Below are 15,679 nucleotides of genomic sequence, written 5' to 3'. Positions count from 1 at the left end.
CACATGCAAGGCTTAAAACAAAAGGAGAAAGCAAGTAGCGGTCATGTTGTATTCTCATAGAAGTGACTTACCGGTCGAAAAATGAATATGTAAAAGAGACCTTTCCGTCTTGATGGAAAGGTCTCGCTTTTTATTCAGCCACTTTATTTTTTCGTTTCAACTTGCTTAATACTTCATATACAATCGGTACAATTAATAACGTTAATAGCGTAGAACTTGTTAATCCCCCGATTACTGTTACGCCAAGACCTTTGGAAATAAGGCCGCTTCCTTCAAAGCCTAGTGCAAGTGGAAGTAAGGCACCAATCGTTGCGATAGCTGTCATTAAGATTGGGCGTAATCTTGTTGCACCAGCTTCTAGTAATGCTTCGCGTGTTGTAAACCCTTCGCGTTCCTTATGAATGACACGATCAATGAGTACGATAGCGTTTGTGACAACGATACCGATTAACATGAGGGCACCAATCATTGAAGAGACGCTTAATGTTTCACCGGAAATTAATAAGGCAACAACGGCACCGATTATTGTAAATGGAAGGGAGAATAAAATCGCTAATGGTGCTAGTGCCCCGCCGAATGTTACAACAAGAACGAAGTATACAATCGCAATCGCAGCTAACATGGCTAAGCCAAGTTGTGTAAAGGACTCTTGAATATCTTTAGATACACCGCCCATCGAAACATCGATGCCAGATGGTAAGTCCATCTTATTTACTTCTTCTTGAATGTTTCTAGAAGTTTTTGCTACATCATCTGTTGTTGGTTTTGCAGTTACTTCTGCATATACGCGGCCATCACGTCTTGTTATTGTATTAGATGTTTCACCTTCTTTTACGGTCATAACATCTTTTACAGCCACTTCTGTGCCAAGCGGTGTTTGGATTTTTCGATTTGTTAAATCATCGATGTTTTCGTAATTTTGTTTTTTAACCTCAACATACACGTTCATCTCTTTGTTATCTTCTTTTACTGTTGTTAAGACAGGGCGTTCGTGAGAGCCGGAAAGTCCCATGCCTACCTGTGCAGCAGTTAGTCCAAGCTTACTTAATTTCTCTTGATCTGCGACTAATGTGTATTCATCGTATGTTTTTGCAAGGCTAGAGTCGATATCTTTTAACGTTTTATCTTTTTTCATGATATTTTGAATGTCTTTTACGACAGGTTCAATCTCTTGTAAGCTGTCGCCGTATACATATAACTTAATTTCATTACTGCTTCCGCTAGATGAGAAGTCTTGATTTTTCCATTCTCCCTTGTCTGTCATCTTTTGCAGGTCTTTAACAACTTTTTCTTTTTCCTTCTCAAAGTTCTTTGTATCGTTTTTATATTGAACAAAGAATAATGCTTGGTTTGAGTTACCTGGACTCATCGGGTTTTCTCCGCCAAGTGAGAATTGAATCGTTTTTACATCTTTCTTGTTCTTAAAGTAATCTTCTGCTTTTGTTGCAACGCTTTCGACATCTTGTAATGTTTGTCCAGGTGCTGGATTATAAGATGTAATTACTGTTTTTTCTTCTTCAGATGGTAAGAAACTTACGCCTACAATTGGGATAAGAGCAATGCTTCCCACTAATAATAAAACCGCGATGCTAGATGTAATAATTTTATGGTTTAATACCCATTCTAGAAGGCGTTTATATCCATTAGCAAGTTTACTTGGTCGCTCTTCGTGAGTATGTTGCTGTTTTTCTTTGGTACTTTCTTTTTTAAATAAAGAATGCGCCATCATCGGAACGATTGTAATAGCTACAAGAAGAGAAGCTAATAAGGCGAAAACAATTGTCAAAGCAAACGGTAAGAATAGTTCACCGATCATTCCTTTAACAAGACCAAGCGGTAAGAAGACCGCGATGGTTACGATTGTAGATGACATAATCGGAACGAACATTTCTTTCGTTGCCTCGCGAATTAAGTCTTTTCCTTTTAATTTTTCGTTGGATAAAGCCATGCGCCGGTAAATATTTTCAATAACAACGATTGAATCGTCAACAACGCGGCCGATAGCGACGGTCATTGCCCCAAGCGTCATAACATTTAATGTAATATCCATTTCTTTTAATAGTAAAATTGCAATTAATAAAGAAAGTGGAATTGAAACAACGGAAATAAGCGTTGTTCGAATGTTACGTAAGAACAACATGATGATAATAACAGCGAAAATAGCACCAAAAATAGCTTTACTTAACATTGTGCTTACTGATTTTTCAATTGGTGCACCTTGGTCAAATGTTGAAATGATTTCGATGTCATCAAATTTCTTTTCGAAGTCATGTGCTTTATCTTTTACAGCATTTACAACGTCAACGGTATTCGCATCAGCAGCTTTTACAATTTGAAGGCTGATTGCATCTTTTCCGTTTGTACGCGAGATGGACTCTGCTTTCCCAACTTGTTTAATGTCGGCAATATCTTGCAATTCTACAGTTGGAATTGCTAATCCTTGTCCCATTGCAGCGGAATTCATATTAGGCTGCTGCGTCTGAGTTGGCCCCTGTGAACTTCCTTGGTTTGTAGAAGGGATAAGCGGGATTTTCATTTCTTTTAAAGCGCTTAATGTTGTAATGTTGCCATCTACAACAACTGATTTTTCTTTATCTTTAAATGTATACAGTCCTAGCGGCATAGAAACATTAGAACCTTTAATCATGTTCTTAACTGTATCTTCGCTTAGCCCTAATTCTTTCATTTTCTCTTCGTTGAAGACAAGCTGTACTTCTTCAACTTGTTGACCTGAAATTTGAACAGATGCAACGCCGTCTAGTCCTTCTAAGCCTGGAACAATATCTTTTTCCACTCGTTTTGTCAGCTGTGCAAGAGACTCATTCTTACTTGTCACACTTAATGACATAACAGGAAAAGCGTTGATGCTAAGGCGAGAAACTTTCGGTTCTTTTACGCCTTCTGGTAAAGGTAAGTCAGCGAGTGCATCTTTAATTTCTGTCTCTGCTTTTTCCATATTTTTATCAAAATTATATTCTACTTGAATAGAAGATGCGTTTTGAAAAGAAGAGGAACTTACAACGTTTACCCCATTTAAGTTTTGCAGTCGTTGTTCGATTGGTTTCGAAATCTTTTCTGCTACTTCAGCTGGAGTAGCACCAGGATAAACAGTTGTTACTGTTACAAGTGGTGTGGTAATATCCGGGATTGTTTCTAGCTTCATGCGAAGACCAGAATAGATTCCTGCAATCGTAATAATGATCGTTAATAACCAGACTGCGAACTTGTTATTTAACGAAAAGTTAATAATCTTCTTCATCTGTACACTCCTTTTTATCAAAACTGACTAATTGGTCATAACGAACAAAGTATAACTGACTGATCGGTCAACGGTCAACTGAAAGGACTGATGCAAAGTGAAACTTCCAGCAACGGAGGCTTCTTCATCCCTTATCTATCTTCTTTATCTTCTCTGAGTCTTGAGGTGAGGGTCTTATTTCCTGCTAATAGAGGGATAAAATGTTGAGAAATACTTGCAATTTTTGACCGATGAGTCATAATGCGAATAAGAGTGTTTTTTTAGGAGAGAAAAAGATGAAGGAAAAAGAACGGTTAATTATTGAAACAGCAATTAAATTATTTGCAATGAAGGGTGTTAGTGCGACGTCTATTCAAGAAATTGCAACAGAATGCGGTATTTCCAAAGGCGCATTTTATTTACATTTTAAATCGAAAGACACTTTAGTATTGGCAACGTTGGAATATTACTACGATCGGATTCAAAATAAAATGAGGGGTATTGAAAAAGAATCATTACCTCCACGTGAGAAATTTGAAAAACAATTACATTGTCAGTTTTACGAATTACAACAAAAAAGAGAATTCATTATTATGTGTATGAGGGAAAATGCGATTCCTTTTAATAAAGAAGTAGAAACATTTATGACGAGAATGAGATTAGAATCACATGCTTTTCACCGAGATGGTTTACTTGCTATTTATGGGGAAGAGATTGCTCCTTATCTTATTGATGTAATTATTATGCTAGAAGGGATATCGCATGGGTATTTGGAGTCGGTTATCTTTAATGTGGTAAATGTAGATATAGCATATATGGTGAGATTTATATTAAAAAGAATGGATGATATTGTAGCGGGGTTACAACGTTCAAATGAAAAACCGGTTATTTTAGAACGAGAACTCAATCACTTTTTGTGCGATGGGAATGTAATGAACGGACATATGGAAGAATCATTTGTAAATGAAATTATTACGTTAAAACGTACGCTAGTAGACCAATTAGGAAATGATGAATTACTGGTTACACTAGATGTGCTAGAGTCAGAAATGAAAATGAAGCATCCGCGAGTTCCAGTTATTCAAGGCATGTTGTCTAACTTAAAGTCGTATCCAGAATTGCGTGATTTCCACGAAAGGATTGCAGCATATTATAAAATATCAAATTAATATTATATAGACAAAAGGGAGTTTATCATTTAAAATTAGTACCAAGTCATAAGAATTGATATAAAATGGAGGGTTGTAATGTGAATGTAGGCATTTTAGGGATCGGGAGATATGTGCCGGAAAAGGTTGTCACAAATCACGACTTAGAGAAAGTGATGGATACATCTGATGAGTGGATTCGTACAAGAACGGGAATTGAAGAAAGACGAATTGCCGATGATACAATAGATACTTCACATATGGCTGTGGAAGCTGCAAAAAAAGCACTCGAAAATGCAGGGATGAACGGGGAAGAAATTGATCTTATTTTAGTTGCAACAGTAACGGCGGATCGTTCGTTTCCGGCGGTTGCTTGTGTAGTTCAAGAACAAATTGGAGCGAAGCATGCAGCAGCTATGGATTTAGGTGCAGCTTGTGCTGGTTTTATGTACGGAATGATTACAGCGCAACAATTTATTCAAACTGGAACTTATAAAAATATATTAGTAATTGGTAGCGATAAATTATCTAAAATTGTAGATTGGAATGACCGAAATACGGCAGTTTTATTTGGTGATGGAGCAGGTGCTGTCGTTATGGGAGCTGTTTCAGAAGGAAAAGGTATTCTTTCATTTGAATTAGGAGCGGATGGAAGTGGTGGTAAACACCTTTATCGTGATGAATATGTTATGATGAATGGCAGAGAAGTCTTTAAATTTGCTGTTCGTCAACTTGGTGATTCTTGCCTTCGTGTTTTAGAAAAAGCAAACCTTACGAAAGAAGATGTGGACTTTTTAGTGCCTCACCAAGCAAATATTCGTATTATGGAATCGGCGAGAGAGCGATTAAATTTACCTCAGGAGAAGATGAGTACAACAATTTCTAAGTTTGGGAATACGTCAGCTTCTTCGATTCCAATTGCTATGGTAGAAGAATTACAAAATGGACGCATTCAAGATGGTGATCTTATCATATTAGTTGGCTTTGGCGGCGGATTAACCTGGGGAGCGGTTGCTCTTCGTTGGGGTAAATAAGGACTGAGAGAAAAGGAGTGTATTTTGTATGGAAAAAAGCGTGTTGTAATTACAGGATTAGGAGCAGTTACTCCTGTAGGAAATGATGTAGAAACTGCATGGAACAACATTAAGCAAGGTGTATCTGGAATTGGACGTATTACACGCTTAGATGCAGAGCAATTTCCGGCAAAAGTAGCAGCGGAAGTTAACGACTTTGAAGTCGAGAAATATATCGATAAGAAAGAAGCGCGTCGTATGGACCGCTTTACACAATATGCTGTTGCAGCTGCAAAAATGGCTGTAGAAGATGCGAAATTAGAAATCACAGAAGAGAATGCTCCGCGTATCGGAGTATGGGTTGGATCTGGAATTGGCGGTATGGAAACATACGAAGAACAATTTAAAGTATATATGGAAAAGGGTGCACGTCGCGTAAGTCCATTTTTCGTACCGATGATGATTCCCGATATGGCAGCTGGTCAAGTGTCGATTGCTACAGGAGCTAAAGGAATCAATACTTGTTCAGTAACAGCATGTGCATCAGGAGCCAATTCAATCGGTGATGCATTTAAAGTAATTCAGCGCGGTGATGCGGATGCAATGATTACGGGCGGAGCAGAAGCACCATTAACAAATATAGCATTTGCAGGGTTTAGTTCTGCTAAAGCATTAACATTTAATGAAGATCCGGCAACGGCTTGCCGTCCGTTTGATAAAAATCGCAGCGGTTTTGTTATGGGCGAAGGTGCTGGTATCATTATCTTGGAAGAGTTAGAGCATGCACTAGCACGCGGTGCTCATATTTACGCAGAAATCGCTGGTTATGGTGCAACAGGTGATGCATTCCATATTACAATGCCCGCTCCTGGCGGTGAAGGCGGTGTACGTGCGATGCGTCAAGCGTTAGCAGATGCAGGTCTTCAGCCGGAAGATATCGATTATATTAATGCGCACGGTACGAGTACAGAAGCGAATGAAAAGTATGAAACAATGGCAATTAAAGAAGTGTTTGGCGAACATGCATATAAAGTAGCAGTAAGCTCAACAAAATCAATGACAGGACATTTACTAGGTGCAGCTGGTGCGGTAGAAGCGATTATATCTGTTAAAACAATTACAGATGGTATTGTTCCGCCAACAATTAACTATGAAACACCAGATCCAGAGTGTGACTTAGATTGTGTACCAAATAAAGCAAGACAACAAGAGGTACGTGCTGTATTAAGTAACTCATTAGGTTTCGGTGGTCATAACGCAGCATTAGTATTTAAAGCATATAAATAAAAAAGAAAAAAGTGCAGATGAAAATCTGCACTTTTTTTGCTTTCTTCCCCATAGCTGCATATGTATGAAACAAAGGGGGAGAGAGATGGGAGTGTTTCGAACGGCAGAATTGATGCGCGAGCATTACTGGAAACCAGAAAAAATTTGTGAGAAGTTAACAAAATATATTCCGCTCGAAAAAGAACCTTTGTATCGATTTCTTGTTTCAAAGGGAATGTTTCGCCCAGTAGTAGATGGAGAGAAAGAAATTGACATATTGCAAAAAGAACGAGTATGGGAGCAATTGGCAGTAGAGTACAAAGAATTGCGGAAATGGTTGAAAGGACCTGATATACCGGTATTTATTTTATTATCTGATCCGTATAATCGGACGGTTCAGCGAGAATATAATGGAAAAACAGGATTAGCAATGCGAAATGCTTTATTTTTATTTGTAAGTTCACAAAATTCGATTGCTGAGTTAAAGGCATTACTTACTCATGAATATCACCACATATGTCGTATCCATGAAAGTAAGGTGATAGAAGAACAGTATACTATTTTGGATACGATGGTTATGGAAGGATTAGCAGAACAAGCTGTGTACGAAAGGTATGGAGATTCTTACCATGCTCCTTGGGTGTCTTATTATGGCAAAGAAGAAGCAATTATGTTTTGGCATCGGTATATACTAGATAGGTGTGATGTGAAGCGAGGTACAAGGGAGCATGATGTGTTGTTAAATGGATGGAGGCTCTATCCGAAAATGCTTGGGTATGCTGTAGGATTTCATATCGTAAAGGATTGTGTAGGGCATAAGAAATATAATACAAATGCTTTACTAGAAATGGATGCTAAAACCATTTTAAAAGAGGCAGTTTCTTTTGAATCATAAGAATGATGTATGAACTTAGCTGTCGCTAAGTTTTTTTATTTTATCCCGCATTAACGGGCAGTAAGACCCCCACCTCAAGATTTAGAGAGAAGCGAGGAAGATAGGTGGGGGACAACTGCCCGTAAAACCCCACTGATGGAAGTTTCACTTCATCACGTATCAATAGGTAGTAAGTATCCATCTTAAGATTTAAAGAAAATAAAGAAGATAGATGGCATGGTATTACCTTTTTTACTCATTATTAGCGGGGAAGATATTTACCGATGAAAGTTTTACCTTATGAGGATGAAAGATGAAAGACAATGAAGAAATTAATAATAAGAATATATTTCCTCCATTGGAATAAATTTTACGAAAGATGACCATAATGAGAGCTACAAACAGTTGTGAAGTGAGGGGAAAGCAATGTTATATCTGCATGATGTATGGGTAAATTGGTTTGAAGGTGAAGAAAACGGGTATAACGTCTGTCATTTCTATGAATGGCGGAAGGATGATACGATCGAATTGTTAGATCAAGTACCATTATTAAAAGTAGATTCCGCATTATATCATTACATCGAGAACGAATTGCTAGAGCTTCCGCCAAAACTATTGGAAGACGTACATCATAAGGCGTATATTCGAAAAAACCATGAACGACTGCAGCAAGAGTATTGTTTTGTTGTATCAGATGGAAAAGGAATTATTGCAATTGATACAATTGGATACAATATTCCAATACGCAAAAGTCGACTGATTCCAAGACAAGAGCAAATGGTGTATGAAATGGTAGAAAACGTACAGGCAGAAACATATGATTTTGAAGTGGAGGCATCACAAAAGGAACATCATATTTTATCACCTTCTCCGCATATGATGAATGGGCTAACACGGAAAGAAAGACAATTAAAACAACTGCTCTTTATGACGCTAGATCAACTACATACAACGAAGAACCCAGCGGAGATTCGCTATTGGTATACAGAATGGGATCCAGCAGCATATCCATCTGTGCAACATCTGACATTTGAAGAAGTATGGAACCGTTTATATGAAGAAGCAAAGTATGGCTGGTCAGATAAACATGAACAGCTTTGTGAACGACTTGTGAGAGGACAACCGTTCTTTGAAAAGCTGTGGGAAATGGAAAATGAGCAAAAGGTAAATTAAAGGGAATGATCCAAAAGGCACGTAAGGTGCTTTTTCGGATCATTCCCTTTTTTGTGTGTTCACAAAGATATCGGCGTTATTCACGATATATCGGCGCTTCGACAGAATATAAAGTGAAACTTCCATCAGTGATGCTTTTCTCACTGATGGAAAGCTCTCACCAATCCCGCATTTACGGGCAGTTTTCTTCCCTGCTCTTCTCCAGCCTTTACTGCCCGTTACTGCGGGATAAAGACTTCTCGATAATATTCAGCATGCGAGTAGTCGAGTCGCTTCCGCTTTTCTAGATGTCTAGCTCCAGCGGCTAGAATCTCGGGTCGTTTCGCCCCCTCGGTCGAAGTAAAGAACACTTCTCGGTCGTGGGCTCCAACGTCCTACGATTCTGAATAAGCCGCTTTCGCTTTTCTTCCTTATCTTCGTTTTCTGCTTAATCCCATTGCATTTTCGACTTTGCGAAGTTGTTTCATTGCGACGCGGTTTGCTTTTTCAGCACCTTGATCAAGGATTTCATCTAATTCAGGAGAATTAATGAGTTCATTATATTTGTCTTGAATTGGACGGATTGCTTCTACAACAACTTGTGCTAAGTCGCCTTTGAAGTCGCCGTATCCTTTTCCTTCATACTTTGCTTCTAACTCTTCCACTGTTTTACCTGAGAAAGAAGAATAGATAGTTAATAAGTTTGAAATACCTGGTTTATTTTCTTTATCGAATTTTACGATGCCGTCTGAATCTGTTACAGCACTTTTAATTTTCTTTTCAATTGTTTTTGGATCGTCAAGTAAGCTAATCATAGATTTTGGATTTGGATCTGATTTGCTCATTTTTTTCGTAGGTTCTGTTAATGACATAACGCGTGCGCCTACTTTTGGAATGCGAATTTCTGGAATTGTAAACACTTCGCGATAACGATTGTTAAAACGCTCTGCTAAATCGCGTGTTAACTCAATATGTTGTTTTTGGTCATCCCCAACTGGAACAATTTCTGTATTGTATAGTAAAATGTCTGCTGCCATTAATGGTGGGTATGTTAATAAAGCTGCCGGAACAGATTCTCTTCCTTGTGACTTATCTTTATATTGTGTCATACGTTCTAATTCACCTACGTACGCAGTACATTGCATAATCCATCCAAGTTGACCGTGTGCCGGAACTTCTGATTGTACAAATAATGTAGATTTCTCAGGATCGATGCCGCATGCTAAGTATAATGCTGCTAGACTGCGAATATTTTTGCGAAGCTGTACTGGGTCTTGCGGTACAGTAATTGCATGTTGGTTTACAATGCAGAAATAGCAATCATGTTCATTTTGCAGTTCTGTAAACTGCTTCATTGCTCCTAAATAGTTACCAAGTGTAATTGTTCCGCTTGGCTGAATGCCTGAAAAAATAACTGACATATGTATGTCCTCCTTAAAAAGTTGTATAGTTTTCATCTTTCAATATTTCGGCCTAGAGTTCTAGCGCCTTGTAATTCTGAACGAGCCGCTTTCGCTTTTGAATACAAAAAAGCCCATTCATCCCTAAAAATAGGGACGAATGGACCGCGGTACCACCTAATTATTTTGCTAAGCAAAATCTCTTTATCCATTGTAACGTTGGATGTAACGCCAAAGCCTACTCCTAAAGCGTTTCGGTTTGGTGCTCAAAAGCCCATTCCATACTGTACAATTACTTGTTTTCACCGACCACAAGCTCTCTGAAATTGCTTCAATATGTACTCTTCTTTCTCATCGCATGCATATAAATTTGTAAGTAAATATTTTCGCACTATTATAACACACAATGATTGGTTTGCAAACTATATAAGAACAGTGAAGCTAATGATTGTTGAAAGTGCTCCTAATATGATACCGGTAATAACGATAGGATATGTCCATGCAAAAGAATATGTGCGGTACAATATTTCTTTCGGATCACGCTTTTCTTCGCCTTCAATTAAAGATTCAACTTTTTTATTTGATCGACCTAATTTCTTAAAAGAATACATTGTTACATTGAAAAAACCACGCTGAAATAAAAATAGAAATCCTCCGATAATAATAAAGATTAAGGCGATATAAAACATAATATTGACAAAATTCAACAAAAAGGAAGTAGAAAGGATAAAAGCACATGCACAAGAAATCGTGATTGTGATGCCTGTTAATATACTAATACGTGAAAAAAGCGTATTCAAATGCTTCACCTCCACAAAAAAATTACTAGAATTATTATACTATAAAAGTTATAATGAGTACTATAAAGAATTTTTAGAAAAATATACATAATTTCGTATTTTGTTGCAATTAGATAACTACAATGTTAAGTTCTATCTTTACAAAAGATACAAAAAAAACATTTTAGTTTAAAAATTTTAACAAAAAAATAAAAAACTATATTCACAATCGCCTTATTATATGTATAATGAAAATTGTAGAAACTTGGAGATTATTCTTTCAATTCTGCATTTTTACATAGTGAGGGCATAGGGGGTGCACTTAGGGGAGGCAATACAACATGAAGAAGAAGCTGCTATTATTCCTTGCATCGACATTAATAGTTAGCATGCTAGGAGCTTGCGGATAAAAAGAGAAAAAGCAAGCGAAGGGAAAGCAACAAGTAATAACAATGGGAAGCAAGAGTTAAATTTAACAGAAGTATCTGAAATTCCGACAATGGATTTATTTAGTTATAATATTCTGAATCTTCTAACGTGTTAAACGATACAATGGAAGAGTTATACCGAGTTGGAATGAACTTGAGAAAGTTTTAATTCAAGAGGATGCAGTTATTGCTCCTGTGTTCCAAAAGGGGACATCATATATGCAAAAAAGTGCTGTAAAAGATGTTGTTAAACGTAATTATGGCGGCAAGTTTTTTTACAAGTGGGCTTCTGTCCAACAATAATATACTTTACTCCATCGGTTACAACGGGTATACGCCTATGATGGGCATATGCTCTTATTTTAAATCAATAATAGTAAGAATATTTTAAACTATCTTATTGCTTTTGAGAAAATGGGGAGGTGCTAGTTATGGGACGTTATACATTGCAACGTTTCGCGTACATGATTATTACATTATTTTTAATCACAACATTAACATTCTTTTTAATGAAATTATTGCCGGGTTCTCCGCTTAAAAACCAAGAGAAGTTATCGCCAGCACAAAGGGAAATCATTTTAGAAGAGTATGGTTTAAATGATCCTCTACCAGTACAATATGTGCACTACATGAAGAATTTAGTTCAAGGAGATTTAGGGGTGTCCTTCCAGTATGATAACCGTCCAGTAACAGATATGGTTGTTAGTCGTATTGGTCCATCAGCACAATTAGGTTTGCAAGCGATTGTTTTAGGAACTTTTATGGGATTATTACTAGGTATTGTTGCAGCTCTTCGTACGAATACATGGGCTGATTACGGGGCGACATTCATTTCGGTACTCGGAATGTCTGTACCAGGATTCGTTTTTGCAGCATTATTACAATATTATGTAGCAGTACAAGCAGGATGGCTGCCGGTAGCATTTTGGAAAGGGTTTGAATACACAATTCTACCGACGATTGCGTTATCTGTAGGCGTAACAGCTACAATTGCTCGTTTTGCACGTACAGAATTAATTGAGGTTATGCAGGCTGATTATATTTTAACAGCAAAAGCAAAAGGGCTTAGTAAAGGTGTAATTATTGTAAAACATGCGTTACGAAATGCTCTTATTCCGATTATTACAATTTTAGGTCCAATGGTTGCTAACTTGATGACAGGAACACTTGTTATTGAGCAAGTATTTGCTATACCAGGTTTAGGGGAACAGTTCGTTAAGTCTATAACATTGAACGACTACACAGTTATTATGGGTACAACCCTTTTCTATAGTGCAGTTTTCATTTTTGTTATATTTATTGTCGATATACTATACGGTATAGTTGATCCTCGTATTCGTTTAGCGGGAGGGAAAAAATAATGAAAGATATCCAAAAAATATCTCCAGATTTATTTCAGCCAGCAAATCGCAGCAATACTGATAATGAAGTTATTGCCCGTCCGAGTATAAAATTTTGGGAGGATGTAAGAAGACGTCTGTTTCAACATAAAGGTGCAGTCTTTGGAATGGTTATTCTCCTTATAATTGCGTTATTAGCGATTTTTGGCCCGATGATGAGTAAGTATTCTTATAAAGATCAAGATTTAAACCGTGCGAAAATGCCGCCGAGAATACCGGTGTTAGAGAATATTCATTGGCTGCCGTTTGATGGTGTGGATCAATACGGTGTAGACCAATATGAAAAACGAGATATTAAAGAGTATTTCTGGTTTGGTACAGATGATCTTGGCCGCGACATTTGGACAAGAACGTGGGAAGGAACACGAGTATCTTTATATATCGCATTATTAGCAGCGGCAATTGATTTAGTTATCGGGGTTGCATATGGTGGTATTTCCGCATTCTACGGGGGCCGCGTTGATAATTTAATGCAACGTTTTGTTGAAATATTAAATGGTATTCCGTACTTAATTATCGTAATTTTAATGGTAATTATAATGGATCCTGGTATTTTATCGATTACATTTGCAATGGCTCTTACAGGATGGATTGGAATGTCACGTGTTGTTCGTGGACAAGTATTGAAAATGAAAAATCAAGAGTATGTATTAGCATCACGCACACTTGGAGCAACAAATACACAATTAATTGTCAAACATTTAGTGCCAAACTTAATGGGTTCTATCATTGTTATGACAATGTTCACAATTCCAAGTGCAGTGTTTGGAGAAGCTTTCTTAAGTTTCATTGGTCTTGGAATTCAGCCACCGTTAGCATCATTAGGTTCTCTAGTAAGTGATGGGTACAAGTCAATTCAAACATATCCGCATATGATGTTTATTCCAGCGGCCGTAATTAGTATGTTAATTTTAGCATTTAACTTAGTAGCAGACGGTTTACGCGACGCGTTAGATCCGAAAATGCGTAAATAAGGAAGAAAGGAGAGCGAATGATGAAAACATTATTAGAAGTAAAAGATTTACATGTTTCTTTTGACACACATGCTGGTGAAGTACAAGCGGTGCGCGGAGTTACTTTTGACTTGAAAAAAGGAGAAACGTTAGCGATTGTAGGGGAGTCTGGTTCCGGTAAATCCGTTACATCTAAAGCGTTGATGGACTTAATTCCAAAGCCACCAGGGCGTATTAAAAAAGGAGAAATTATTTTTGATGGTCGTGATTTAACGAAGTTAACAGAAAAAGAAATGCAGCAAATTCGCGGAAAAGAAATTGCGATGATTTTCCAAGATCCAATGACATCATTGAATCCAACGATGACAATCGGAAACCAAATTATGGAAGGTCTCGTTAAGCATCAAGGAATGAGTAAAGCAGACGCTCGCAAAGTGGCGTTAGAGCTCCTTGATCTTGTTGGAATTCCAAATCCGGAAGCGCGCTTAAAACAATATCCACACCAATTTTCAGGTGGTATGAGACAACGTGTTGTTATCGCAATGGCGCTTGCTTGTAACCCAAAATTACTAATTGCCGATGAGCCGACGACTGCACTTGACGTAACAATTCAAGCGCAAATTTTAGAATTAATGAAAGATATTCAGCAAAAAACAGAAGCAGCTATCATCTTTATTACGCATGACTTAGGTGTTGTTGCGAATGTGGCGGATCGCGTGGCTGTTATGTATGCGGGGAAAGTTGTAGAAATTGGAACAGTTGATGAGATTTTCTATAACCCAAAACATCCGTATACATGGGGATTATTAGCTTCTATGCCAAGTTTAGATGGTGAGGAAGAGGAATTGTATGCAATTCCAGGAACGCCGCCAGACTTATTAAAACCGCCAAAAGGTGATGCGTTTGCAGCGCGTAATCCACAGGCGTTAAAGATTGATTTTGAAATGGACCCACCTTTATTTAAGGTAAGTGATACACATTATGCAGCAACGTGGCTACTTCATGAACAAGCTCCGAATGTGGAGCCGCCTGAAATTGTCCAAAGACGTATTCGACAAATGAAAGCGGGTGAACAGCATGACTAATAATCGTGAGAAATTGATTGAAGTAAAAAATGTAAAGCAACATTTTAATGTGAGCGGTGGAGTTGTAAAAGCAGTTGATGATGTTACGTTTGATATTTACCGCGGAGAAACATTCGGACTTGTAGGAGAGTCTGGTTCTGGTAAATCAACAACAGGAAGAACAATCATTCGTTTATATGATGCAACAGCAGGTGAAGTATTATTTAATGGTGAAAATGTGCATGGTAAAAAATCCCGTGCTGAATTAAAGAAATTTAACCGTAAAATGCAAATGATTTTCCAAGATCCGTATGCATCATTAAACCCACGTTTGAGCGTTGGAGACATTATCGCAGAAGGTATTGATATTCACGGTCTTGCAAAGAACAAAGAGGATCGTATGAAGCGTGTGTACGAGTTGCTTGAAACAGTTGGTCTAAACCGTGAGCATGCAAGTCGTTTCCCTCATGAATTCTCTGGCGGACAACGTCAACGTATTGGAATTGCGAGAGCGCTAGCAGTAGAACCGGATTTTATTATCGCGGATGAGCCAATTTCAGCGCTTGACGTGTCGATTCAAGCACAGGTAGTTAACTTATTGAAAAAATTGCAAAAAGAAAAAGGGCTAACATTTTTATTCATTGCGCATGATTTATCAATGGTAAAATATATTAGTGATCGCATCGGTGTTATGTATCACGGGAAAATTGTGGAGCTGGCAACGAGTGAAGAGTTATATGAGCATCCAATTCATCCGTATACAAAATCACTATTATCTGCAATTCCACTTCCAGATCCAGATTATGAGCGCAATCGTAAACGTATCGTGTATGATCCATCTCAGCATCAATATGGTAATGAAGAGCCAAAGATGCGAGAAGTTCGCCCGGGGCATTTTATTCTTTGCTCAGAAGCTGAATATAAGAAATATAAAGAAATTTATCAATAAGAGAAAACGAGCACA

Annotated in this window: 13 protein-coding genes, 1 pseudogene and 1 other annotated feature; of the genes and pseudogenes, 11 read left to right on the top strand and 3 right to left on the bottom strand. The window is 37.7% G+C overall.

Features of this window, described 5'->3' with window-relative positions; translation table 11 throughout:
* Positions 1–130: 130 nt before the first annotated feature.
* Positions 131–3,259, bottom strand: a complete 3,129-nt coding sequence (locus ACEWFJ_RS18835; protein ID WP_473689514.1) for an efflux RND transporter permease subunit — start codon at positions 3,257–3,259, stop codon at positions 131–133.
* 275 nt (positions 3,260–3,534) lie between these two features.
* Here ACEWFJ_RS18835 and ACEWFJ_RS18830 point away from each other — a divergent pair, with 275 nt between their 5' ends.
* From ACEWFJ_RS18830 to ACEWFJ_RS18810, 5 genes are all read left to right on the top strand, one after another.
* Positions 3,535–4,407: a TetR/AcrR family transcriptional regulator gene (locus ACEWFJ_RS18830; protein WP_473689513.1), complete on the top strand. Its 873-nt coding sequence runs from the start codon at positions 3,535–3,537 to the stop codon at positions 4,405–4,407.
* 80 nt (positions 4,408–4,487) lie between these two features.
* Complete coding sequence (locus ACEWFJ_RS18825; protein ID WP_473689512.1) at positions 4,488–5,420, top strand: beta-ketoacyl-ACP synthase III; 933 nt, start codon at positions 4,488–4,490, stop codon at positions 5,418–5,420.
* A 24-nt stretch (positions 5,421–5,444) separates the two neighbouring features.
* Positions 5,445–6,686 (top strand): beta-ketoacyl-ACP synthase II, encoded by a 1,242-nt coding sequence (gene fabF / locus ACEWFJ_RS18820; RefSeq protein WP_473689511.1) that lies wholly within the window; start codon positions 5,445–5,447, stop codon positions 6,684–6,686.
* A gap of 85 nt (positions 6,687–6,771) precedes the next feature.
* Entirely contained in the window at positions 6,772–7,560 is a 789-nt protein-coding gene (locus tag ACEWFJ_RS18815) for a DUF2268 domain-containing putative Zn-dependent protease (RefSeq protein ID WP_473689510.1), read from the top strand.
* 405 nt (positions 7,561–7,965) lie between these two features.
* Complete coding sequence (locus tag ACEWFJ_RS18810) at positions 7,966–8,712, top strand: YjbA family protein (RefSeq protein WP_098306176.1); 747 nt, start codon at positions 7,966–7,968, stop codon at positions 8,710–8,712.
* A gap of 410 nt (positions 8,713–9,122) precedes the next feature.
* Here the strand turns inward: ACEWFJ_RS18810 and trpS are convergent, their stop codons facing one another.
* Together trpS and ACEWFJ_RS18800 are read right to left on the bottom strand one after the other, a co-directional pair.
* Entirely contained in the window at positions 9,123–10,112 is a 990-nt protein-coding gene (trpS, locus tag ACEWFJ_RS18805) for a tryptophan--tRNA ligase (protein ID WP_473689509.1), read from the bottom strand.
* Positions 10,113–10,240: 128 nt separating this feature from the next.
* Positions 10,241–10,455 (bottom strand) — a binding site (T-box leader).
* A gap of 58 nt (positions 10,456–10,513) precedes the next feature.
* Complete coding sequence (locus tag ACEWFJ_RS18800; RefSeq protein ID WP_473689508.1) at positions 10,514–10,891, bottom strand: DUF3899 domain-containing protein; 378 nt, start codon at positions 10,889–10,891, stop codon at positions 10,514–10,516.
* A gap of 122 nt (positions 10,892–11,013) precedes the next feature.
* Between ACEWFJ_RS18800 and ACEWFJ_RS18795 the strand changes: the two are divergent.
* From ACEWFJ_RS18795 to ACEWFJ_RS18770, 6 genes and pseudogenes are all read left to right on the top strand, one after another.
* Positions 11,014–11,215: pseudogene (locus tag ACEWFJ_RS18795) on the top strand (hypothetical protein).
* A 55-nt stretch (positions 11,216–11,270) separates the two neighbouring features.
* Positions 11,271–11,414, top strand: a complete 144-nt coding sequence (locus ACEWFJ_RS18790; RefSeq protein WP_473689507.1) for a hypothetical protein — start codon at positions 11,271–11,273, stop codon at positions 11,412–11,414.
* Positions 11,415–11,729: 315 nt separating this feature from the next.
* Positions 11,730–12,659, top strand: coding sequence for an oligopeptide ABC transporter permease (gene opp3b, locus ACEWFJ_RS18785; protein WP_473689506.1), 930 nt, complete (start codon positions 11,730–11,732; stop codon positions 12,657–12,659).
* A complete protein-coding gene (gene opp3C, locus ACEWFJ_RS18780) occupies positions 12,656–13,672 on the top strand; it encodes an oligopeptide ABC transporter permease (protein ID WP_098306182.1) in 1,017 nt (338 codons plus the stop codon). The genes opp3b and opp3C overlap by 4 nt, the downstream gene beginning before the upstream one ends.
* A 20-nt stretch (positions 13,673–13,692) precedes the next feature.
* The gene (locus ACEWFJ_RS18775; RefSeq protein WP_473689505.1) at positions 13,693–14,736 is read left to right on the top strand and encodes an ABC transporter ATP-binding protein; all 1,044 of its coding nucleotides are present in this window, start codon (positions 13,693–13,695) and stop codon (positions 14,734–14,736) included.
* The gene (locus ACEWFJ_RS18770; RefSeq protein ID WP_473689504.1) at positions 14,729–15,664 is read left to right on the top strand and encodes an ABC transporter ATP-binding protein; all 936 of its coding nucleotides are present in this window, start codon (positions 14,729–14,731) and stop codon (positions 15,662–15,664) included. Before ACEWFJ_RS18775 ends, ACEWFJ_RS18770 begins: the two co-directional genes overlap by 8 nt.
* The last annotated feature ends 15 nt before the right edge of the window (positions 15,665–15,679 follow it).

The sequence above is a fragment of the Bacillus sp. EA-CB0995 genome (assembly GCF_055814245.1).
The sequence above is the reverse complement of the archived record's forward strand: the minus strand, read 5'-3'. Positions and strand labels throughout refer to the sequence as shown.